This is a genomic window from Streptomyces longhuiensis (genome assembly GCF_020616555.1).
GTDB classification, from domain to species: Bacteria; Actinomycetota; Actinomycetes; order Streptomycetales; family Streptomycetaceae; genus Streptomyces; species Streptomyces longhuiensis.
Genome location: NZ_CP085173.1, coordinates 9726453 through 9748356, shown reverse-complemented (window position 1 = coordinate 9748356; position 21904 = coordinate 9726453). Strand labels below are relative to the sequence as shown.

15 protein-coding genes and 4 pseudogenes are annotated in these 21904 nt (G+C 68.9%); 8 read left to right on the top strand and 11 right to left on the bottom strand.

Annotated elements, in window-relative coordinates:
* Positions 1-365 precede the first annotated feature (365 nt).
* A complete protein-coding gene (locus tag LGI35_RS44495; RefSeq protein ID WP_227300766.1) occupies positions 366-1892 on the bottom strand; it encodes a flavin monoamine oxidase family protein in 1527 nt (508 codons plus the stop codon).
* A gap of 668 nt (positions 1893-2560) precedes the next feature.
* Between LGI35_RS44495 and LGI35_RS44490 the strand changes: the two genes are divergently transcribed.
* Positions 2561-3685, top strand: coding sequence for a mechanosensitive ion channel family protein (locus LGI35_RS44490; protein WP_227300092.1), 1125 nt, complete (start codon positions 2561-2563; stop codon positions 3683-3685).
* Positions 3686-4037: 352 nt separating this feature from the next.
* Here LGI35_RS44490 and LGI35_RS44485 read toward each other — a convergent pair whose 3' ends face one another.
* Together LGI35_RS44485 and LGI35_RS44480 are read right to left on the bottom strand one after the other, a co-directional pair.
* Complete coding sequence (locus tag LGI35_RS44485) at positions 4038-4805, bottom strand: D-Ala-D-Ala carboxypeptidase family metallohydrolase (RefSeq protein WP_227300091.1); 768 nt, start codon at positions 4803-4805, stop codon at positions 4038-4040.
* A gap of 648 nt (positions 4806-5453) precedes the next feature.
* The gene (locus tag LGI35_RS44480; RefSeq protein ID WP_227300090.1) at positions 5454-5678 is read right to left on the bottom strand and encodes a hypothetical protein; all 225 of its coding nucleotides are present in this window, start codon (positions 5676-5678) and stop codon (positions 5454-5456) included.
* 38 nt (positions 5679-5716) lie between these two features.
* Between LGI35_RS44480 and LGI35_RS44475 the strand changes: the two are divergent.
* Positions 5717-5836 (top strand): annotated as a pseudogene (locus LGI35_RS44475) (aldehyde dehydrogenase family protein); the annotation flags it as partial.
* 39 nt (positions 5837-5875) lie between these two features.
* Here the strand turns inward: LGI35_RS44475 and LGI35_RS44470 are convergent.
* On the bottom strand, positions 5876-6640 hold the full coding sequence (locus LGI35_RS44470) for a DUF2076 domain-containing protein (RefSeq protein ID WP_227300089.1): 765 nt from the start codon (positions 6638-6640) through the stop codon (positions 5876-5878).
* A gap of 317 nt (positions 6641-6957) precedes the next feature.
* Positions 6958-7702 (bottom strand): annotated as a pseudogene (locus LGI35_RS44465) (ADP-ribosylglycohydrolase family protein); the annotation flags it as partial.
* A gap of 172 nt (positions 7703-7874) precedes the next feature.
* Here LGI35_RS44465 and LGI35_RS44460 point away from each other — a divergent pair.
* The 4 genes and pseudogenes from LGI35_RS44460 to LGI35_RS44445 all read left to right on the top strand — a co-directional run.
* A complete protein-coding gene (locus LGI35_RS44460; RefSeq protein WP_227300088.1) occupies positions 7875-8546 on the top strand; it encodes a DUF4097 family beta strand repeat-containing protein in 672 nt (223 codons plus the stop codon).
* Between the two features lie 32 nt (positions 8547-8578).
* Entirely contained in the window at positions 8579-9544 is a 966-nt protein-coding gene (locus LGI35_RS44455; protein ID WP_227300087.1) for an ATP-binding cassette domain-containing protein, read from the top strand.
* On the top strand, positions 9541-10332 hold the full coding sequence (locus tag LGI35_RS44450) for an ABC transporter permease (protein WP_227299898.1): 792 nt from the start codon (positions 9541-9543) through the stop codon (positions 10330-10332). Before LGI35_RS44455 ends, LGI35_RS44450 begins: the two co-directional genes overlap by 4 nt.
* Positions 10333-10466: 134 nt before the next feature.
* Positions 10467-10592 (top strand): annotated as a pseudogene (locus LGI35_RS44445) (transposase); the annotation flags it as partial.
* A gap of 508 nt (positions 10593-11100) precedes the next feature.
* Here the strand turns inward: LGI35_RS44445 and LGI35_RS44440 are convergent.
* From LGI35_RS44440 to LGI35_RS44420, 5 genes are all read right to left on the bottom strand, one after another.
* Positions 11101-12333: a glycosyltransferase gene (locus LGI35_RS44440; RefSeq protein WP_227300086.1), complete on the bottom strand. Its 1233-nt coding sequence runs from the start codon at positions 12331-12333 to the stop codon at positions 11101-11103.
* A gap of 336 nt (positions 12334-12669) precedes the next feature.
* Positions 12670-13059 carry a recombinase family protein gene (locus tag LGI35_RS44435; RefSeq protein WP_227300085.1) on the bottom strand — a complete coding sequence of 130 codons (390 nt, stop codon included), beginning with the start codon at positions 13057-13059 and terminating at the stop codon, positions 12670-12672.
* Positions 13060-13092: 33 nt separating this feature from the next.
* Positions 13093-16536, bottom strand: coding sequence for a WD40 repeat domain-containing protein (locus LGI35_RS44430; RefSeq protein ID WP_227300084.1), 3444 nt, complete (start codon positions 16534-16536; stop codon positions 13093-13095).
* Between the two features lie 86 nt (positions 16537-16622).
* A complete protein-coding gene (locus LGI35_RS44425; RefSeq protein ID WP_227300083.1) occupies positions 16623-16976 on the bottom strand; it encodes a hypothetical protein in 354 nt (117 codons plus the stop codon).
* Between the two features lie 269 nt (positions 16977-17245).
* Positions 17246-18211, bottom strand: a complete 966-nt coding sequence (locus tag LGI35_RS44420) for a LysR family transcriptional regulator (protein WP_227300082.1) — start codon at positions 18209-18211, stop codon at positions 17246-17248.
* Between the two features lie 127 nt (positions 18212-18338).
* Here LGI35_RS44420 and LGI35_RS44415 point away from each other — a divergent pair, with 127 nt between their 5' ends.
* Positions 18339-19481 (top strand): PrpF domain-containing protein, encoded by a 1143-nt coding sequence (locus LGI35_RS44415; RefSeq protein WP_227300081.1) that lies wholly within the window; start codon positions 18339-18341, stop codon positions 19479-19481.
* Positions 19482-19636: 155 nt separating this feature from the next.
* Entirely contained in the window at positions 19637-20893 is a 1257-nt protein-coding gene (locus LGI35_RS44410) for an SLC13 family permease (protein ID WP_227300080.1), read from the top strand.
* 111 nt (positions 20894-21004) lie between these two features.
* Here the strand turns inward: LGI35_RS44410 and LGI35_RS44405 are convergent.
* Positions 21005-21268: pseudogene (locus LGI35_RS44405) on the bottom strand (IS110 family transposase); the annotation flags it as partial.
* Positions 21269-21904: the final 636 nt, after the last annotated feature.

The window sequence follows — 21904 nt, the reverse complement described above, 5'->3', positions numbered from 1 at the left end:
CGCTGCTACTTCACCTGAACGAAGCCAGACCACCAACCCGGTACCTGGGCAGCAACGGCACGGCCTCGGCAAGAGCAACAGCGACGGTGGGCGAGGAGATCCCACACGGAGACCTACGGGTTCGCCGACCCCTGAAGTCATTGAGTGCGAACCCGCAGGTGCGTCCCGCGTGTCAAGGGAAGCATGCGACAGGTTCGGAGCATCACAACGCGAGGCGTACCCCATGCCGCCGTCCTGGCCGTCAGTCCTCTCCCCTCCAGGGGACTTCCACCCTAAGGAATCGCCCCTTGCCGGGCCTAGTGAACAGGGCGCGAGCACTCCCGCCCGCGCCCTTTCCCAGCAGCCTCCTACGCAGCCGGCGGCACTCAGGCGGCCATCACGCGCGCGTGCAGCTTGCTCACGGCCCGCCGCGCGGACGTGAACGCGCCGTGCTGCCACGCGTCCGTGTAGCTGAGCCAGTCACCGGCGAAGTAGACGCGCCCACCGGGCTCGTTGAGCACCTTGTAGCGCGGGTCGTCGGGGCCGCCCGGGGTGTCGTGCCAGGCGGCTTCCAGGTGCGGGGTCTGGCGCCAGTGGTGCGAGAACGACGACGCCAGCTCCGTGCGGTACTTCTCGCCGTAGATCTTCACGCCCTGGGCGAGGGCTCGTGCCTCGCGCGCGGCGGGACCGAGCTTCGCGTACGCGTCGGCGTCACCGTCGTAGTTGTAATAGCCGATCATGACGCCACGCTCGTCGTGGAATCCGTGCGAGGGGTGCCAGATGTGGCTGAGGTCCATGTCGGTCTCGGTGATGCCGCCGTAGATCCGGTGATCCAGCTCCCACCAACGGGACTTGTACTCCAGACCGATCTTCCCCGCGGACTGCGGGGCGATGGCCTCCAGTGCGCCCTGCACGCCGGGGCCGAGGTTGTGCGGGATCCTGGCGAGGATGTTGGGCGGCAGCGCGCCAACGCAGAAGTCCGCCTCGACGGCCCTGGTACGCCCGCCCTGCCAGTAGGTGACGACGACCCCGTCGCCCTTGTCCGTGATCTTGCTGACGACGGCGCCCGTCTGTACGCGGCGCGCCCCTATCGCCTTGGTCAGCGCCTTCGGTATCTGATCCATGCCGCCGACCGGCTGGAACATCAGCATGGCCTGGTCGAAGCCGAATTCGAAGGAGAAGTAGCGCCCGACACCGCTGGCGAACACCTCAGACGCGGACGGCACGTCACCGCGCAGCACACCCGGGGTGCCGGTGGCGGCCGGCACGGTGGTGTACCCGCGCCGCTCCCCGCCTGCGTATGTCAGCTTGTCACCCAGGTCGCCGAAGTCCTTCAGGAACTCGACGAGCCGGTCCTGGTCGGCGACGGTCAGCTCCTTGTCCAGCGCCCCCTTGTCGGAGGCCTTGGCGAGCAGCTCGGACACATACCCGTACACATCGGCCTTGGCGGTGCGGTACCGCACCGGCTTCGTCATGCCGGCCGACTCGTTGAAGAGGTAGGCGTCGGCGTTCGTGTTGGTGAACACCTCGATGGGGACACCGAGTTCACGGCAGTAGTCGAGCGTCACCATCCACTGCGCAAGCCGGGCCGGGCCCGCGTTCATGTACTGGCCGTCGCTGAAGCGCGCACTCTGCGCGTTGCCGTACAGGTCGACGGTCGAATCCCCGCCCCGCACCGTGAAGTTGCGGCCACCGGTGCGGTCTCTGGCCTCAAGGACCGTACAGTCGTAGCCCGCCTTGCCCAGCTCGTACGCGGTGGCAAGCCCCGCGATGCCACCGCCCACGATCACCACCCTCGCCGCGGCCCGCCCGCTGAGCGTAAAATCCCCCGACCGCGGTGCACGATAGGGAAGTTCACGCCGCGCGGCCTGCGCCGTGGGAGCGAGCCCGAGGGCACCCATGGTCGCGAACATCGCGCCCGCGCCACCGGTGAGCCCCACATTACGAAGGAAACCCCGCCGACTGGTCCCCGTACCTACCGTCTGCCGCTGTGCTGCCATGTCCCCGGCTCCCCTCAGATCACGCGCGATCTTGACTGACCCAGGGATGGTGACAACGCCGTGTTACGACACAGCAGCAACTGTTGTATCGGCCACGTTTCCACTCCCCAAGAGGCACAGGGAACAGCACGAGCAACCACAACGAAAAAGCGAGGAGGAGGGCCGGGTCGCCCTGCCCTCTTCCCACGCCACCGGGCATGCGAGCCACGCATCCGGCAGTTCATCCAGCCGATCTCAAAGGCTCCATCATTCTGACGAGGCCTGCTGCTGTCCAGGGCGTTCAGTCGTCGAACCGGTCTCGTGGCGACCAACGTGCCAGCAGCCGCTGGGCCATCTCATGGTCATAAAAGGTGGCCATCTCGAGTGGCGTATTCGTACCGGGCGTAGTCAACTCGGGGTCCGCTCCGTAGGCGAGCAAGATCGCCGTCAGTGCCGAGTTCACCGGTTCTCTTGACTGCGCCGCGGAGTCCCCTTCGAGCTCAATGGCATGCCGGCCTGGACCGACGACGCCGCGCGGGCCCACGTACGGACGGCTTCCGGCCCCAGGTTTGGACCGCGGCGGGCCGGTAACGGTCGGGGGCATGGAGAACGTACTGCGCCCGGTGATCGTCGTCGGCGGCTCGGTCATGCTCACGCTGCTCGTCGGGTGGGCCGTGGACCGGCTGCTGCGACGCGCGGACGGCCGGCACCACGAGACCCCGCTGTGGGGGCTGCTCCGTCGCGGCCGTGTCCCCTTCCAACTCGTTCTGTGCACCGCCATGCTCAGAGGGTCCTACGCGCAGGCCAAGCTGCTGGAGGAGCACTCCATCGGCATCGGCCGGATCCTGACGCTGACCCTCATCGGCTCCACGGCCTGGCTGGTGGTGCGCATCGCCGCCGCCGTCGTGGATACCTCGTACAGCCGCTACGCGACCGCGCACCGCGACCCCGCCCGGGTCCGCCGGGTCCGCACCCAAGTGTCGCTGATCCAGCGGGTGGTGTCCGCGATCGTCGGTGTGGTCGCGGTCGCCGCGATGCTGCTCACCTTCCCGGCGATGCGGGCGGCCGGCGCCTCGCTGCTCGCCTCGGCCGGCGTCCTCGGCATCGTCGCCGGTGTCGCCGCACAGTCCACGCTGTCGAACCTCTTCGCCGGGCTGCAGATCGCCTTCGGCGACATGGTGCGCCTCGGCGACACGGTCGTGGTGGACGGCGAGTGGGGCACCGTCGACGAGATCACCCTGACCTTTCTGACGGTACGGACCTGGGACGAGCGGCGGATCACGATGCCCGTCTCGTACTTCACCTCGAAGCCGTTCGAGAACTGGTCGCGTGGCAGCGCCCAGATGACCGGCATCGTCTTCTTCCACGTCGACCACTCGGCGCCGGTGGAGGCCATGCGCGAGAAGCTGCGCGACATCCTGCGCGAGTGCCCGGCCTGGGACGGACGCGACTACGCGCTCGCCGTCACGGACTCCACTCCGAACACCATGCAGGTGCGCGCCCTGGTCACGGCCAAGGACGCGGACGACATATGGACAGTGCGGGTCACGGTCCGTGAGCGGATGATGCGCTGGCTGACCGAGGACCACCCCTACGCGCTCCCCCGCGTCAACACCGCCGGCGCGGCACCGCCTCCGGGCAAGACCCTGCGGGGCCCACGCCGCGACCAGGACGGCGCCGCGAACCACTCCTTCGAGCCTCCACGCACAGGCACGGGCCGCGGCTAGCCCCATGCCGAGGCCGCCACTGTCCCGCCACATCGCCGACTGCGCACCCCACGGCAGAGTCCAGCCGCCCGGCGAGGGGCCACGGCTGCTGCACACCCACCACGGCCAGAGCCCACCCGAGACCGCCGACGGCGCGCACGCCAGCAGCCGCAGCCTGCGCAGCGCATCTCGCGGCAGCCGGTGCAGCAGCGTGGCGAGGAACGCTACCCTGCCCCAACAACGTGCCGGGTCCGGCCCGATACGAGATGGAGCCGCACAGTTGGCGGGACGGGACCCCAGGCGGCGGGGAGGGTCGACTCGGCTTGACTGTCGACCCCAGCAAGATCATTTTTTGGTGGGGTCGGCAGTAAGGCTAAACGGTGCCGTTCTCCCACCACCACGCCCTGCCTAGGTCCGCCCGACTGTCGACGTGCTGGTGGTCCGCGGTGTACGTCTCCAGGCCCGAGAAACCGCATGTCTCCGCTCTTTGGTAGACGGTCTTGTTGGACACCCCAGAGACGGCGAGGTCGGCTGCCGTGCCGTAGAGATGCATGCTGTCGCTGGCGCCGCCGACGTCGGCGTTGTGCGCGATGCTGCGGAAACCGGAATTGACCGTGATCGGAACGTTGCCGAGCTTCTTGCGCAGCGCCTCCAGCTTGTACATCGCACGGCGGACGTTCTCCTTGACGTCGGCCGCGCTCAGTTTGCCGCCCGCGAAGGTGCCGCTGATCCGGTCGGTGAACTCGCTGAAGTCGAAGTGCGTTGTCGAACTGTCCGACTGCTCAAGCGCGTTGAGCTGCGCCTGGGTCGTGGGGCCGGCGCTGCCGTCGACGGCGAGTCCGTAGGCGGCCTGGAAGCGGCGCACCGCCGCTGCGGTGCCGGAGCCGAAGTCGCCGTCCACGGCCACACGGCTCTGGCTCGCGCTGTCCGCGGCCCACCCGGCAACTCTGATCTGCAGCTCGGTCACGTCGGCGCCGGTGGCCCCCTGGCTGAGGGTTCGCGACCAGGAGTAGGCCTGCGCGGCACCCGTCACCAGAACAGGGCCCAGTACGACGCCGATGCCGGCGGCCAGCGTCCCGCGCAGTGCCGTACGGCGGTCGAACGGGCGCGGAGCGGAAGAAGAGGGGAACGCGGAAGCCATCGTCGTCCTTTCACGGACCTGTCGCAGCAGTGTTGATGTCACACGCCAGTGTCATGGACATGGAAATCAAAGGGAAGAGTGCAGAATCCGTCCCCGACCCCTCGGGTTCCCAGCACCCACCGGAGCGATGAGTGCGGGCATCGGACCGTCCAGGACAGCTGGGTCTGTCCTGGACCGGTTGGTCTTCGCCGATATCGCGATCAAGGAGCGGGTATTCCCAGGTCGTTGGCTTAGGCCCCCGCGTTCCACGCGCGACGCCCTCGGGCCCCGAGCCGTACGACTGGACGTGCACCTGCGGCGCGGCCCAGTCCTTCCCCACCGAGCAGGGCGTGTTCCCCACCGCCTCGCGCCACACCCACCCCACCCGCTTCGACCAGCTGCGGCATTGGGCCGCCCGCCGGTTCCCCACCCGCACCACCCGCTGAGAAGCCATCCGCTTTCCGAACGTGATCTTTTGAATCTGGCTGGTGGCGCGTGAACTTCCGTCTCTGGCGAGATGGTTCGGGTGGTTCGTCTGCTCGTGTCGTTCCCGGAGGTGGTTAGACCCTAGGTGCTCGGATTGCTGGGGGCCCGGGATAAGAACGTCCGGGAGGAGGTGGCCCGGCTGCGGGAGGAGGCCGAGCGGGTGCAGGCCGCGCTCGGGTCGACTCAGGCGGAGTTGTCGCGGTTGGCCGATGCCCGGGCGACGGTTGCGGAGGTGCTGTCTCGGGACGGCTCCGCGGGGGCCCTGCGCCCGGTGCGGTGGCCGGTTCCCTGGTGCCCGAGCGGATTGAGGGCATGGGGGTGCAGGTCCTCGCGGCGGAGTACCAGCAGATTCTGTCTGTGCTCGCCGAGCCGGCGGCCGCGCAGAAGGCGGCCCCGGAGTGGAACCATGCTCTACTCTCCGAGCCTGCGTGACGCGCAGGCCGGCGGTAGGCCGGAACGTGGAGGCTCCGTTCGGCGGGTTCAAGCAGAGCGGGGTGGGCCGGGACGTGGGCTCGTACGCGCTGCATGCCTACAGCGAGCTCCAGTCGATCGTCTGGCAGGGGTGACCGGCGCCGCAACTGCCTCTCTTCTTCCTCCTCCTACTACTACTGCGGCTGGCCGAACTGAGGCGGTTGCTGCTGCCCGTACTGCGGGGGCTGTTGCTGGTGGTGCGGTGCGCCGTACGGGGGCTGCTGGGGCTGGGCCTGGCCGCCGTACCCGGGTTCCTGCTGCCCGTATCCGGGTGCCTGCTGCCCGTACTGCTGCGGCGGCTGGCCGTACTGCGCAGGCTGCGGCTGCCCGTACTGCTGCTGAGAGCCCGGCGGGAGGTAGAAGACCTGGCCGGGGGACGGTTCGTGGCGCACGAACCCCGCTGTCTGGAGATACGCGCCGGCCCTTTTGTGGCGCAGGAAGTTGGCCCAGACGCCGACGCCGACCAGGACGACCATGCCGCACAAGTAGCCGAGGGCGAGCCCCATGGAGTCGTCCAGGAAGCTGAGCGAGCGCAGGAGCGCGATGAAGAGGACCACCCCCACGACCGGCAGCCGCTTCAGCAGCGCGGACTTTCCGGTCAGGTCGAACAGAACCCGCTTCTTGTTGAGTTCCAGCATCTGCGGCGGGATCCCGGGCACCTGCGGCGCGTACGGCCAGTATTGCGCGGCGCGTGCTTGCGCCTGGGTGCTGGGGTCGGGCATGAAGCGCAGCTTGATGGAGAAGACCTCCTGCCGGACTCCGGCGTACTGGTAGCCGAACAGCTCGGCGGTGGACACCAGCGTCGCGAGCCGCTTCATCATCGACATCTTGGTCGTGAACTCGAACGGCATGCCCCGGTGCATGTGGTCGAACAACTGGACCGTCTGGCGATCTGCCATGCGTCTTCCGTCCCCGTCGTGGCGCGCCCGGCACTGCCGCACGCCGCCGCTGTGGCAAACATTCAGGAGGGGCAGCCTAGCCAGCCATGCCGTCCAGGCCACCCCCTCCCCTCCTGGAAGGCCGCACTCCAGGCCTTCGACATCACCTTCGACGGCCGACTCACCGCCGACCGCGGCTAATCCAATCCGACCGAGTTCCACCGATCGCTACACAGACCCTCCAGATGGTGGACGCAGGAGAGCTGCCTGGGTATTGCTGGCCGGGTGCCCGTCCTGGCCCGTGCAGGTGCCCGCGAGGGGCAGCACCCGGTTCGGCTTCCGAGGCAGTACGCAAGGTGGAGCAGATCTGCCAGACCCAGCACCCGTCCGTCGAATCCTGGGAGGGGCACATGGAGCGGCTGGGGCCAGTGGGCGGGGATTGCATCCAGCCCATAGCGCGCCCCCGCAAGGCCTCCGGTCACTGCGGCGACGGTGTCCGTGTCGCCGCCGAGGTCGACCGCCGCGCGAATCGCGTCTTCGAAGCTGTTGGTGGTGCGCAGGGCCCAGACGGCGGAGCCCAGGCAGGGCCAGCCAGACGGCACCGTTGAACTCGGTTGCCTGATGAAGACGCCAGTCGGGAGCGAGGACTGTGGCATAGCGGCCCCGGTGGTCGGGATAGACAAAAGCCAGGATGTCCCGGAGCGCGGTGAGGAGGTCGACCTCCTCGAACATGTCACGGATGAGTTCGTGGAAGATCGCCGTGCCTTCCCAGGTCGTGCGGTCCCCGTGGGTGAGCGCAGCGATGCGGCGGGCCGCGTTCATGGTGGCTTCTTGGCCAGCGGCGGCGAAGTAGACCGCCGAGGTCGAGGCCCGCATCAAGGAGCCGTTTCCCGCTGCTCGTTGGTTGACCTGGAAATGGATCGCAGCAGCGAGGTCCCAGGGCATGCCGTTGGTCAGGACGTCTTCGGTCTGCAAGCCGATGTCCTTCGCAACCATGCGCCAGTTGCCGGCATACCTGTCTCGCGCCCGGTGTCCGACGTCCGCAACTGAGGGCCCCCGGCCGACTATAGCGTTCACTCCCATTTCATTGCAACGATAGACAGTGGGATCTGTTGCGTTAGAGCCCAGGCCATTGCAATGAAATCCCTGCAACTACCTGCAGTTATAGGGTTCTTGCATAGGAAGGCTGTTGCTCGATCCTTGAATGCAACGTAGCGTTTCGCCCATCAGAAACAAGGGATTCAAGGAGCACACCATGCAGAAGTTCGACACCCCCTCCCCCGTCACCGCCGTCCTGGACATCCCCGCCGGACGCATCCAGTTCATCGCCGCCGACCGCACCGACACATGCGTCGAGATCCTGCCCGCCGACAAGTCCAAGAGCCGCGACATCAAGGCCGCCGAACACGTCACGGTCGCCTACGCCGACGGCGTCCTGCGCATCGAGGCAGCCGCCGCGAAGAACCGGATCCTCGGCAACTCCGGATCCGTCGAAGTGACCGTCCAACTGCCCGCCGGCTCCCACGTCGAGGCGAAGACCGCCGCTGGCGAACTGCGGGGTGTGGGTCGCCTCGGCAACGTCACCTTCGAAGGCGCGCAGGCCGTGGTCAAGCTCGACGAGACCGAGAGCGCCCGCCTCACTCTCCAGGCCGGCGACATCCTCGTCGGCCGCCTGACCGGCCCCGCGCAGATCAGCACCCAGAAGGGCGACCTGAACATCGCCGAGGCCACGAGCGGGACGGTCGAACTGCGCACCGAGTCCGGTGACATCACCATCGGCGCCGCCAACGGCGCCTCCGCCACCCTCGACGCCGGCACCACCTACGGCCGCATCCACAACACCCTGAAGAACACCGACGGCGCCACCGCCGGCCTGAACATCCAGGCCACCACCGCCCACGGCGACATCACCGCCCGCAGCCTCTGACCCCACCCACAGGTCTCGAAGGAGCGCCTTTCATGAGTACTTTGGCCATCGCGGCGAACGGGCTGCGCAAGTCCTACGGCGACAAGACCGTCCTCGACGGCATCGACCTGGCCGTCCCCGAGGGAACCATCTTCGCCCTGCTCGGCCCGAACGGCGCCGGCAAGACCACCGCAGTCAAGATCCTGTCCACCCTCCTCTCCCCCGGCCCTGGCACCGGCGAGATCCACGTAGGCGGGCACAACCTCGCCTCCCAGCCGCAGGCCGTGCGGGCTGCGATCGGTGTCACCGGGCAGTTCTCCGCCGTCGACGGCCTGATCACCGGCGAGGAGAACATGCTCCTCATGGCCGACCTGCACCACCTGCCCAAGCGTGAAGGGCGGCGCGTCGCAGCCGAGTTGCTGGAGCGGTTCGACCTCACCGACGCCGCGAAGAAGCCCGCCTCCACCTACTCCGGCGGCATGAAACGCCGCCTCGACATCGCCATGACGCTGGTCGGCAACCCGCGGATCATCTTCCTCGACGAGCCGACCACCGGCCTCGACCCCCGCGCCCGGCACAACATGTGGGGCATCATCCGCGAACTGGTCTGCGACGGTGTCACCGTCTTCCTCACCACCCAGTACCTCGACGAGGCCGACGAACTCGCCGACCGCATCGCCGTCCTCAACAACGGCACGATCGCCGCCGAGGGCAGCGCCGCCGAACTCAAGAGGCTCATCCCCGGCGGACACATCCGACTCCGGTTCACCGACCCCGACGCCTACCAGTCCGCCGCCCTCGCACTGCACGAGGCCCACCGCGACGACGAGGCCCTCGCGCTGCAGATCCCCAGCGACGGCAGCCAGCGCGAACTGCGCTCCCTCCTCGACCACCTGGACTCCGCCGGCATCGAGGCCGACGAGCTGACCGTCCACACGCCCGACCTCGACGACGTGTTCTTCGCCCTCACCACCACCGTGCCGGCCCAGCCCAACCAGCCCAAGGAGAACGTCCGATGAGCTCTCTGTCCCTCGCCGTGCGCGACTCGTCCACCATGCTGCGCCGCAACCTGCTGCACGCCCGGCGCTACCCCTCGCTCACCCTCAACCTGCTGCTCACCCCGATCATGCTGCTCCTGCTCTTCGTCTACATCTTCGGCGACGTGATGAGCGCGGGCATCGGCGGCACCGGCGCCGACCGCTCCGTCTACATCGCCTACATCGTCCCCGGCCTGCTCCTGATGACGATCGGCTCCACCACCATCGGAACCGCCGTCTCCGTCTCCAACGACATGACCGAAGGGATCATCGCCCGCTTCCGCACCATGGCCATCCACCGCGGCTCCGTCCTCATCGGGCACGTCATCGGAAGCGTGCTGCAATGCATCGCGAGCGTGGTGCTGGTGAGTGCTGTCGCCGTGGCGATCGGGTTCCGCTCCACGGACGCCACCGCCCTTGAATGGATCGCCGCGTTCGGGCTACTCGTGCTGTTCGCGACGGCGCTCACCTGGATCGCGGTCGGTATGGGACTGATCAGCCCGAACGCCGAGGCTGCCAGCAACAACGCCATGCCCCTGATCCTGCTGCCCCTGCTGTCCAGCGCCTTCATCCCCACCGACACCATGCCCGGCTGGTTCCAGCCCATCGCCGAGTACCAGCCCTTCACCCCCGCCATCGAGACCCTCCGCGGTCTCCTCCTCGGCACCGAGATCGGCAACAACGGGTGGCTCACCATCGCCTGGAGCCTCGGCCTGACCATCCTCGGCTACTACTGGTCCAAGGCGAAGTTCAACGACGACCCGAAGTAGCACGTATGACCACGCGGACCCCACCCGCAAATCCCGCACCCGCACCACCCCGTGACGGCAACACAGCCCCTACCGCACCACCCCGTGGCGGCGCACCCCGACACCATGTCGGAGTACGCCGCCACACCCGTACGCGCAATGATCAGCGGGCGAAGGGTGACTGCCTATCTGCGGGGACTGATGCTGGTGGCGGCTCAAGTCGATCCAACCAATGGCAGAGCGACTGCCGGACGGCAACGAGCAGAACCTGCAGCAGGCGGCGCCCCGAACAGAAAGACCGCTGCCGCCGACCCACCCCGCGTGCGGGCCAAGAGAAGTACCTGCTCAGTACCCCGACGTAGAACCCGGAAGATCACGCAGACTTCACGACCCTGATTCGGGACCGCATTAGGGTCGAAATCCGATATGACTCTCTCTATGACGGTGAGGAGTTCCAGGCGGTCCTGACTCCAAGCAGTTAACGAACCCATGGCTGCAGCGCATGCCTACAGCCGCGGCGCGTAGGGGCTGCGTTGAACCGCAGGTATCAGCGTTTGTGGTCGCCGGGGCGTATCGGCTCCAGGTTCCTCCGGTATCTGTGACGCCGGACGACTGCGAGCTCGTCCTCGCGAGCTACCTGGGCACGCACGTGCGCTATGTGAGCCCCGAGGAGTTCACCAACGAGCTCATCAACTCCATCCGGGACGGCAAGTGCCAGGTCACCGAACTCACGCATCAAGAACGGCTGGCTCTCCCGGGACACGCGTTCCTGAAGCCTTTTGCCGGACCTCATCGTGGCACGGTGGCGGGCGATTGCGGGCTGACTGCGTCGAGGAGCAGTTTCGCGGCGACCGTGGCTCCGTCGGTGCGCATCGTGTCGGCCACGGCCCTGGCTCGGGTTCGGGTCTGGGGGTCCAGGGCGGTGGCGAGTGCGGCGGTCAGGGAGTCGAGGGTCGGTGTCGGGCCCTGGTGTGCCACGCCGATGCCCAGTTCGGCCACGCGGGCGGCCCATGACGGCTGGTCACCGATCTGGGGCACCACAACCTGGGACGTGCCGGATCGGGAGGCTGTCGTCGTGGTGCCCGCGCCGCCGTGGTGCACGACGGCGGCCACCCGAGGGAACAGTGCCTGCTGGTTGACCTCGCCGACCACGAAGCAGTCGTCGGCGTCGTCGATCGGGGCCAGTTCGGCCCAGCCGCGGGCGAGGATGATCCGGCGGCCCTGGGCGCGGCCGGCCTCGATGGCCACCCTGGCGGTCTCGTTGGGGGAGGACGTGGCCATACTGCCGAAGCCCACGTACACCGGCGGCTTGCCGGCGTCCAGGAACGCCTCAAGCTCTCGCGGTAGCGGACGGTCATCGGGCAGGGCCCATGCCCCGGTCTGCACGACGTCGACATCCGTCCTGTCCAGCGGCGCCGGACACAGACTCGCGTCCGCGGCCAGCCACGGCCGGGCGGTGTAGACGTAGTCGAGGAAGTCATCTACCGGCGGCAGACCGACCCCCGCCCGATGGCCGTTGAGCGCATCGGCGAACATCGCGGTCGCCTTCTGGCCCTGCTCCCAGTGAGCCTTGTCGGCCGCGTCCGGCCCGGACTGCCCGCTCGCCTCCGGGGGGATCTTCCGTGGCGGCAGTCCGCGCACGTGGTAGCACGCGTAGACGTAGGGGATGCCGAGTCGGTCGGCCGCTCCCCGTACGCCAGCGGCCGCCATCATGCCGTTCGCCAGCAGCACGTCACACCCCTGGCCCGCCGCTGGGAGCGTGTCGAAGCCCGCGGTGACCAGCTCGGAAGCGAGCCGGACCGCGTCTTCCGCCGTCGGCGGCTTCGCGCCCGCGGTCACCGAGCGCACGGTCGGGCCGATCGGCGCCAGCGGCACCCCGGCACGATCCAGCAGCGTCGCGAACTCCTCGTCCGGAGGCGCGCACACCAGCGCCTCCGCGCCGAGCCCCTGCAACGCCACCGCGAGCGCAACCAACGGCTCGACGTCCCCGCGCGATCCCCACGTCGTCAACAGCACACGCACTTTGAATCTCTCATTTCCGCAGGTCATGGCTTCAGGTCGGTCATTCTGCGGCACATCCGAGGCCTTGCCGCAAGCCCACCGGCCCGCTATAAGTTGAAGCTGTCAAGAAGCGGGGCCACTTCGCCTTCACCAATGTCTCCTTTACTCCAGACGTCCCCGCATCCCGGTGAAGCACCCGGGTGAGGCCGGGACGCGCCTGGCTGGTGACCGCGAGCGGTCGACGGGTCGCGATGAGGCCGACCAGCTGTCTCCTCCGCCCTGCTGGGCATACCCGCCTGGCTGGCGCGCTCAGGAGAAAGCAACCACGGGGTGAGCGCCCGAGATGGCGGGTGGAGGTCAACATGGTGCGGGCAGACTCTCGCGAGCTTTCGCTACAAGCCAGTCCCGCCCTGCTGCCAGCTCCGGCACGTACTTGTACAGCGTGGTGCGGGAGACGGCCAACAGCTTGACGATCGAGGTGATCGTGTTCTCCGGATCGGTCAGCAGACCGCGGGCGTGACGGACCTGTTCCTCCGTCATGGCGGGTGGCCGGCCGATCCGTTCGCCCCGAGCCCGCGCGGCCGCCAGGCCCTCGTGAGTGCCCTGCACGATCAGCTCGCGGATGAACTCCGCGAGCGCAGCGAACACGTGGAAGGCCAGGCGGCCGCCGGGCGTGGTGGTGTCGAGGGACTCGTGCAGCGACTGGAAGCCGATCCCGCGCGCTCGGTCCGCGACCCTTGACCCCACTCCTTATCAGTGGCAGGCGACGCAGGCCGGGCGTCAGTCCCTGTCAGGCAGCAGGAAAGAGCGGCGCTCCTCGGTGCTGAGTTCCCGGAAGACCCGCTGGCGGGCGCGGCGCAGAAGGCCGTCGATGTCGTGGTCGGCCATCGTCCAGACGCGTACGGTGCGGTCGCGGGAGGCGGTCGCCAGCCGCGAGCCGTCCGGGTGCCAGGCGAGGCCGCTCACCCGGTCTGCGTGGATGCCGAGTACCGCGGTCTGGGTGGCGCTGTCCGGGTCCCACAGCCGGACCGTGCGGTCCTGGGACACGGATGCGATGCAGGTGCCGTCGGGCGACCAGGCAACGTCCTGAACCCGCTCCTCGTGGCCGGCCATGACGGCGAGTTCGGTGCCTTCGAAGGGGTCCCACAGGCGGATCGTGCGGTCGCGGGATCCGGTGACGAGGCGGCGGCCGTCTGGTGACCAGTGGACCTTCCAGACGTAGTCCAGGTGACCGCGCAGGGTGGTGACGGCAGTGCCGTCGGTGGTGTCCCAGACGATGGCGGTGCGGTCCGTGCTGGACGTGGCGAGATAGCGGCTCTCCGGTGACCAGGCCGTACCGCCGATCCAGTCCTCGTGGCCCCGCAGGATGTGGACGGTCGCGCCGGTGGCGGCGTCCCAGACGCGGGCTGAGCCGTCGCGGGATGCGGTGGCGATGCGGGTGCCGTCAGGGGACCAGGAGACGTGGGACAGTGCCTCGGTGTGTCCGGCCAGGTGGATGTCATCATTGCTGCCGTCCTCCCGCCGCACGACGGCCGCTCCGTCGCGCAGCGCGATGACCAGACGGGTGCCGTCGGGGGACCAGGCCGCATCGCACACTTCGCCGCCGTGCCACCCGCCGGTCGTACGGCCGGAGGCGAAGTCCCGGATACTCAGGGAGCCGTCCTGGTAGACGGAGGCGATGGACGTCCCGTCGGGCGACCAGGCGACGCGCAGTACCGCGCCCTCGCGGCCGCTGAAGACGGTGGTGGTTTCGGTGACGTGCCACACGGCCGCGGTCCGATCGCGGGAAGCGGTTGCCAGCCGCTTCCCGTCGGGAGACCAGGCGATGCCGTAGATGGTATCGGCGTGCCCGGTGAGCCGGACCTCGCCTTCGGTCCCATCGAGGCTCCAGATCCAGGCCGTACGGTCCGCGTCACCACCAGCCAGGCGCATGCCGTCCGGTGACCAGGCAAGGGAGTTGATGACCTCCGGGCTCTGCAGCGTCCTCTGCACCTGCCAGCTGCCGGTGTCCCAGATCCGTATGGTCCGGTCACCGGAGGCCGAAGCGAGCCGGCGGCTGTCCGGCGACCAGCGGATCGACTCGATGTTGTGGTGGTGGTCGGTGAGCACGGTGGCGACGGCTGCGGTGGCCGCGGCCCAGACCCGTATCGTGCCGTCTTCTCCGCCACTGGCCACGTGTTTCCCGTCAGGTGACCACGTCACGCTCCAGACCATGCGCTGGTGCCCGCACAGCACTGCGGATTCGGCGTAGGTGTCGGTGTCCCAGATCCGCACGGCGCAGTCGCTGCCGACCGACGCGAGGCGGCTGCCGTCAGGCGACCAGGCGACACCGCCGACCCCCTCCTCCCGGCCGCCGGTCGCCTCCCGGTGGCGCAAGACGGCCAGTTCGGCCCAGGTGTCGCAGGACCAGACGCGAATGGTGGTGTCTCTGCAGCCGGCCGCAAGCCTGCGTCCGTCGGGGGACCAAGCCACCCCCTGTACCCAGGCGCCGTCCCCCGCGAGCACCACCGGTCGGTCGTCGCGGTCCGTACGCCACACCCGTACGGTGCCGTCGTCGCTGGACACGGCCAGCCGCAGCCCGTCCGGCGACCAGGCCACCCCGGACGCGCCGCGTTCGAAGCCGCGCAGCACGGCTCGCAGCCGTGAGGCGCCCAGGGCCGTGTGCAGCGCCTGGACCGCGCCGGGTGTGGCCGCGCATTCGACTGCCGCAAGGGCGGCGAGCACGGCGATCTCCGGCTCCGTGTCGACGCTTTCGAGGGCCCGGACGGCCGCCGTGTCCGCGGCACGTTCCATCGTCGTCCGGTCCGCCCGTAGCGACCAGTCCACAAACTCCTCGACCAGTGGCGGCGCGCCGACCGTCCGCGAGGACTGCGCCAGCCACCGCCGGGCGAAAGACAGCCGCTCCCCGGTGAGGAGGTAGGCGTTCTGGCGCTCCGCGTGGTCCCAGTCCTGCGCCCAGCGTTCCAGCTCGGTTCGGCGGCGCAGGTCCTCGGTACGGGCGACGACCGCTTGGCGCAGCGGTGCCCACTGGCGGAACAGCGCCTCGTGGGCCACGTCCAGGACTCCCCCGTCGCCGGTAAGCAGGCGTCCGGCGACAAAGGCGTCGGCGACCTCCTGTTCGCGCCGGGTGAGGTCGGCACGGCGGACCCGGCGGCGGGTGGCTTCGTTGCGGTCGATGGTGACGAACCGCAGCAGGGTGGGGATCACGGGTGCGTCCGCCAGCTCGCCGGTGATCTGGTCGGCCCGCTCGGAAAGGGCCCCGGCGACGCCGCCGAGGGCGCGGTACGCCTCCTCGGTCACCGTCCCGCCGGACCCTGCGGCGCGCAGGTACAGCTCTTGGAGGGTGTAGGCGAGCAGCGGCAGCGCGTCGCCTCCTCCGCATTCATCGACCATGCGGGCCACGACGCCAGGTGCGAAGGTCAGTCCGGCCTGCTCGGCGGGTTTTTCGATGACCTCGTGCAGCGCGTCCCGGGCGAGTGCGCCGACGACGGCCGGGTTACGCACCAGCTCGGCGGAACCGGACTCCAGGAAGTCGGTGAGGAAGTCCGAGCGCAGGGTGGCCACCAGCCACAGTCGCGAGTCACGCCGCAACGCGTCGCGTACGGCGGTGAAGAACGCGTCCCGCTCCTCGCGACCAGACAGGGTGAGTAGCTCCTCCAGCTGGTCGATCACCAGCAACGCCGGCCGTTTGTCGGGCAGTTGGGCCAGCCGCCGTTGCAAGGTGCCGACGGGGTCCTCACCGGGCGAGAACGGTACCGCGACCGCCCAGCGCCCCCGCCGCCGGGCCAGCGCCGGCAGCAGCCCGGCCCGCACCAACGACGACTTTCCGCTCCCCGACGGCCCGACCACGGTCACAAACCGCTGTGCCCGCCCTGGCACCGCAGGGTGCAGCCGCCCGACCAGCTCGGTGATCTCCCGGTCCCGCCCGAAGAAGACGGCCGCGTCGTCTTGCGTAAAGGCTTCAAGCCCCGGGTACGGCGGCTGGGCCTTGTTCCACGCCCGGCGCACCGGCGCCGGCCGATCGAGGAGGTGCAGCGTGATCTGACCCCCGACCAGCAGTACCAGCGCGACGCCGATCAGCGGCACCGACCACTCCCGCAGCAGCCGCAGCGCCAGCGGCACCTCGTCCGACTGGCCGGTCGCGTAGTTCGTCGCGATACCCAATAGTGTCCCGACCAGCATGAGCAGGACATCGACCACGAGCTTGATGGGGCGTCGATCCATAGATCGACAACTTAGCTGTCAGGAAGGCCGAGATGGGCAGATGCTCATAACAACCCGGGCCGCTGCACGGTCACTTCGCCGAAGAATCACAGCTCGGCAGGCTCCGGGATCTTCACCGCCGGCGAGTGTCGTCGGCCAGCAGCGGGGGGTACAGGCCGATGTGCAGCTGTTGCCCGTCGCCCCGGAGCCCACACTTTGGAATCGACCACGACACCGGTTGTCGACCAGCGCCCCGTGCCCGGGCTGAGTCGCAGTCCGTGCCGGTCGAGGATGGTCATCAGCTTGCGCCTGCGCTTCAGTTCCACCCGCAGTGCGCAGACGTACGCGGTGAACTCACCCACGGTGTCCAGCGCCCGGTGGCAGTCGCGGGCGCCCCGCAGCAGCAGGGCCATGCGCTCATAGACACGGTCCCCGGTCGGCTCCTTCACCTGTTCGACCAACCGCAGGTACACCGCAAGCGCGTCGGCCGGCCGCGTCGTGCGCGAGAGGTCGGCGAGCTGCTGCCACTGCCGTTCGCCGGCGTCACTGGGCGCCTCCCGCCAGGCGGCGGACTTTGTCGGGTCGGGCGCTCCCGCGGAGGTCTCCCAGTGCCAAGGCGTGACAAGGCACCATCATCATCCCCTCGGGGCATCTCATTGGACGCCGAGATGCCCCCGAGGGTCTTTTGCATACGCGCCGTTCGAATCCCGGCCAGGGCACTGGCGGCGTATCACCGTGTTCGCACCGCACCCAGTTGAGAGCGGTCGAGGCCCGGGTCTGTGAAGCCCCGCGCGACGGTGTGCAGCACACGGGCCATCGCCTGGGCCGCGGGCGTGCTGGCGCGCTGGACAGTCCTGGCCAGAAGGATGCGGCGGACCGGGGCGATATCGCTGGCCGACTGCTCGCTGGACAGGGAGAGAAGGCGTACATCGCTTCTCCGGTTGGTCAGAGCCAGCCGAGGGGCGAGGGCCAGACCGAGGCCGGCGGCGACCATGGCCTGGGCCTCCTGGTAATCATGCGAGGCGTAGGCGATACGCGGTTCGAAGCCCGCCTGGCGACAGGACCGGCGCAACACGTCCGCGACGGGATGGTTCTCCGCGCGGATGATCCACTCCTGGTCCGCCAGGTCGGACAGCCTTACGTGATCGGAGCTGACCAGCGGGGAACTGGTGGGCACGACCAGCACCGTCGGGTCCTCGAGGAGCGGCGTGAGGATCAACTGGTCGTCGTCGACACGGTTCCAGTCGTAGTCCCACAGCAGCGAAAGCTCCACCTCGCCCGTGTGCAGCATCTCCCGTAGCTGGGCGAGGACTCCGGCGCGTACGACCGTGCGCACCTGCGGGTGTGCCCGGCGGAAGCGGGTCAGGGCCAGCGGAAGCAGCGAGGCACTGGCCGTCGGGAAGGAGCCGAGGGTCACCACCCCGCGGTCCAGGTGCCCAAAGGCCTCCAGGTCGGCTTCCGCAGCCTGGAGTTCACGGCGGATGGCGCGGCCTCGTTCGGCCAGCGCGGCGCCCGCGGCGGTGGTGCGCGCGCCCCGGGGCAGCCGCTCGATCAGCGGCTGTCCGGCCTCGCGCTCGAGCAGGGACATCTGTTGGGAGGCTGCCGAGGTCGTCATGGACAGCGCCTCGGCGGCGGCAGTCAGCGAGCCGCGCTCGGCGACCTCGGCGAGCAGCAGCAGTCGGCGAACATTGAGCATGCAGTGAGTTTAGTTCAGCTAAACCCTACTCAAGGAAGGAGACATTGTGCTCAATCCAACGGCTCTGCGAGAGTCGGCGCGACGCAGCGGCCCCGCACCCGTTGTGCTGAGAGAAGGACGCTCTGACATGCACGTTCCCGCAACCCTGGTACGAGGTGGGACCAGCAAATGCTGGCTCTTCCCCCAGGTGCACATGCCTACCGACCGCGACCGGATCGAGCGCATTCTGGTCGACGCGTACGGCGCGGCAGACCCCGTTCAGCTCGACGGGATCGGCGGCGCCACCCCCACCACGTCCAAGGCGGCCGTGGTGGGGGCCAGTGCCCGCGAGGGCGTCGACATCGACTACCTCTTCGCCCAGGTCGGCATCGGCACCGGCACGGTCGAGTGGGGCAGCAACTGCGGCAACTGCGCGACGGCCATCGCCCTTTATGCCGTGGCCGAGGGCTTGGTGCCGCTCAAGGGCGACCGCACTCCGGTGGTCATGCGCAACATCAACACGGGCGTCGTGCTGGAGGCAGAGGTGGACACGCCGGGTGGCCGGGTCCAGGAGTTCGGTGACCGCACGGTTCCGGGCACGCTGGCCGGCGGCGTACCGGTGGGACTCGCCTTCCGCGACCCGGCGGGGGCGACGACGGGCCACTTGCTGCCCACTGGCCTGCCTGCCCAGGAACTACCGATCGGTGAACTTGCGGGCGGTGTCAGGATCCCGAAATCCGGGGCACCGCTCATCGTGAGCATGCTGGACGCCGGTGCGCCGGTCGTCCTGGTGGACGCTGTGCGAGCCGGCCGGACCGGGGCCGAGACGCTGGACCAGATGCGTGCCGAGGCGTCCTGGCTGCGCGCGACGCGGCACGCCGCCGCTGTCCGCATGGGGTTGGTACAGCCCGAAGCCGAGCCGGGCGACGCCGTTCCCAAGACGGGCCTCATCGGCCCTCCCGTCGCCTACACGACGACCCTGGGCGAGCATGTGGCCGCGCACGAGTACGACGTGTCGGTACGAATGCTGTCCATGAACTCCCCCCACCCGGCCATCGGCCTCACCTCCGCGGTCGCCGTGGCCGCGGCCAACCTTGTCGAGGGCACCGTGGTGGCCAACGCCTCCACCGCACCCGGCGGCCGCGTCCTGCGCATTGGCACCCCGGCGGGTGTCCTGGCCGTCGAGTCCTCGGGAGCCGGGCCCGAGCGGGTCACCGTCGCCCGGGCCGCACGCATCCTGTGCCAGGCCCGCATCCTCGTACGTGACCTGGCCCTCCCGGCAGCCGCCTGACCCCTGCCGCCCCCGGTGAGCCGCATACAGCGGACCCCCGCAGTGTCCCTTCGGGACTGTTCTTCACCGTGTTTGTCGTGCTTCCCTCTCTGGCACGCCTCGGCCGATGCGGCCCCCTGTCCAACTCTCCCTCCCGCAGGACAAAGAGGACAATGATGTCTCCTGAGCTGATCTCCGTCGGCGCGCTGCTCGTCATGTTCGTTGTCGGCACGGTCCTGCCGATCAACATCGGCATCCTGGCCTTCGTTGCGTGCTTCGCGGTCGGTACGACCGCGCTGAACATGACCGAGGACCAGATATTCGAGGGCTTCCCCGTGGAGCTCTTCCTCACCATCGTCGGCGTCACCTATCTGTTCGCCGTGGCCCGCCGCAACGGTACGGTCGATCTGCTGGTCGCCGCCGGAGTCCGCCTGGTGAGGGGGCGGACCGCCCTGATCCCCTGGGTGCTCTTCCTCCTGGCCGGGGTGCTGACCTCGCTGGGCACCTTCACCCCCGCTGCCGTGGCGATCCTGGTGCCCCTCGGGATGAACTTCGCCTTCCGCTACAACATCAACCCGCTCATGACCGGGATGATGGTGATCAGCGGCGCTCATGCCGGGGCGTTCTCTCCCATGGCCGTCTCGGGTGCGCTGGTGCTCGGCATGGTCGACGACACCGATCTGTCCGTCGCGCCGGCGACCCTCTTCTTCGCCAGCTTCGCCGTCAATCTCCTGCTGTCCCTGCTCACCTTCGCCGCCCTGCGGCGCCGCACGATGGCGGCGGACTCCTCCGCGCAGCCCGAACAGGAGGCAACGGACGGTGACGCCGGCACGGAGCGAGCCACCTGGCACCAGTGGGCCACGCTGGCCGCCCTCGCCGCACTGGTGGTGTGTGCCCTCGGATTCCAGATGCAGATCGGCGTTCTCGCCCTGGCCGCCGGTGCGCTGCTGGCCCTCCTGGACATGAAGCGCCAGGAGAAGGCGGTGGACGGCATCAGCTGGCACACCCTTCTGCTGGTCGGCGGCATGATGACCTACATCGCGATGCTGGAGCACGCCGGGATCATCGAGAAGATCTCCGAGCACGCGGCCGGTTTCGGCACCCCGCTCGTCGTGGCTCTCCTCCTCTGTTTCACGGTCGCCGTCACCTCCGCTTTCGCCTCCTCGACCGCGATCCTCACTGCGATCATCCCGATCGCCGTTCCGCTGTTGCTGTCCAGCCACCTCAGCTCGACCGGTCTGATAGCCGCTCTGGCCGTCTCCACCACGATCGTCGACGTCTCACCGTTCTCCACCAACGGGGCGCTGGTCCTGAGCAACGCGCGAGGCGTGGAGCGCCGCGGCTTCTACCGCCAGGTCCTCGGCTACACCTGCGGCATCGTCGCCGCGGGCCCCGTGGTGGCCTGGGGCGCTCTCGTCCTGCCCTGGTCCTGAGGGGGCGCACCCTCGCCCCGACGAATGATCACTCTGAACCAGAGCGTGGTCGATGCGAAGGGCACTCTGTCGAAAGGTGGCTCGGAGGGCGGACGATGCTGCGATTCCTGCAGTGAGTTCGCTCTCACCTGGCAGGCGGCGCTGGTCCACGATGACCAGGACGGTGTCGAACTTTTCGCGGAGCTTGTCGAAGACTTGCCGCAACTTCGGTTCGGTGTTGGGAAGTTGCTTGTCGAAGACCTTCTTGCCGGCAGGGGTGAGTCCATTGCCGTGGTGGGCGCTCTTGCCGACGTCCGGGCCGAGGAAGACGCCTATCTCGTCGCTGTCGTTCAAGCCGTCCTCCCGAACGGGTTGGTGCGGTGCTGGCCGGGGCATTGGCGTCGTGCGCGCATCCACGTTATGCAGACCTGCCGCCCACCAGGTGCCGGGCAGTGCGCTCGGCGGGGCGGTAGTCGGACCTCTGACTTGTTGAATCGAGTCCAGGCGCACGGTCTGCAGCCGTAGCGTCCAGGGTGCCGACCGGTACGGGCTCGCGTGGCCTCATGCCGCCCCAACTGGGGCTGGTTCATGATGAGTTTGCCGCCGCCGGTCGGCACCCGCGCGGTGTGGCTCGACAGAGGCGTGACCAATGGACGCTGAGATCGAGCGTCAGCGTGCGGGGGAGTTCTGTCTGCGGGTAGGCCAGGCCGCCCTGGGCGTGGGCGTTGACCCGGCAGCGGTGTACGGCGAGTTTGCCCGGCTGCAGTCGTCGAGCGCGGCGGACATGCGGCCCGAAGAGAGCCGTATCGACCTTGCGGCCAAGCTGCGCGCCTGCACCTCGAAGAGGGCAGCACTCAGTGCTGTACCGCGAACGGATCAAGACGGAGGCACACGAGTTCGCGCACCCGAAGCACGGCTACCCGCTCCAGGTGCACGAGATCGACCTCACGGAATACGAAGGCTGATCCCCACGCGGACAACTTCCCTACGCAGAAGGTAACTTGGCCTCACGTCCAGCAACGGGGGTCAGGC

Bases quoted from the DNA above. Each gene is read 5' to 3' on its own strand.
- LGI35_RS44460 (WP_227300088.1), top strand. From the start codon at position 7,875: ATGCAGAAGTTCGACACCCCCTCCCCCGTCACCGCCGTCCTGGACATC.
- LGI35_RS44480 (WP_227300090.1), bottom strand. From the start codon at position 5,678: ATGGTTCCACTCCGGGGCCGCCTTCTGCGCGGCCGCCGGCTCGGCGAG.
- LGI35_RS44490 (WP_227300092.1), top strand. From the start codon at position 2,561: ATGGAGAACGTACTGCGCCCGGTGATCGTCGTCGGCGGCTCGGTCATG.
- LGI35_RS44495 (WP_227300766.1), bottom strand. From the start codon at position 1,892: ATGTTCGCGACCATGGGTGCCCTCGGGCTCGCTCCCACGGCGCAGGCC.
- LGI35_RS44415 (WP_227300081.1), top strand. From the start codon at position 18,339: ATGCACGTTCCCGCAACCCTGGTACGAGGTGGGACCAGCAAATGCTGG.
- LGI35_RS44455 (WP_227300087.1), top strand. From the start codon at position 8,579: ATGAGTACTTTGGCCATCGCGGCGAACGGGCTGCGCAAGTCCTACGGC.
- LGI35_RS44485 (WP_227300091.1), bottom strand. From the start codon at position 4,805: ATGGCTTCCGCGTTCCCCTCTTCTTCCGCTCCGCGCCCGTTCGACCGC.
- LGI35_RS44410 (WP_227300080.1), top strand. From the start codon at position 19,637: ATGTCTCCTGAGCTGATCTCCGTCGGCGCGCTGCTCGTCATGTTCGTT.
- LGI35_RS44470 (WP_227300089.1), bottom strand. From the start codon at position 6,640: ATGGCAGATCGCCAGACGGTCCAGTTGTTCGACCACATGCACCGGGGC.
- LGI35_RS44450 (WP_227299898.1), top strand. From the start codon at position 9,541: ATGAGCTCTCTGTCCCTCGCCGTGCGCGACTCGTCCACCATGCTGCGC.
- LGI35_RS44420 (WP_227300082.1), bottom strand. From the start codon at position 18,211: ATGCTCAATGTTCGCCGACTGCTGCTGCTCGCCGAGGTCGCCGAGCGC.
- LGI35_RS44430 (WP_227300084.1), bottom strand. From the start codon at position 16,536: ATGGATCGACGCCCCATCAAGCTCGTGGTCGATGTCCTGCTCATGCTG.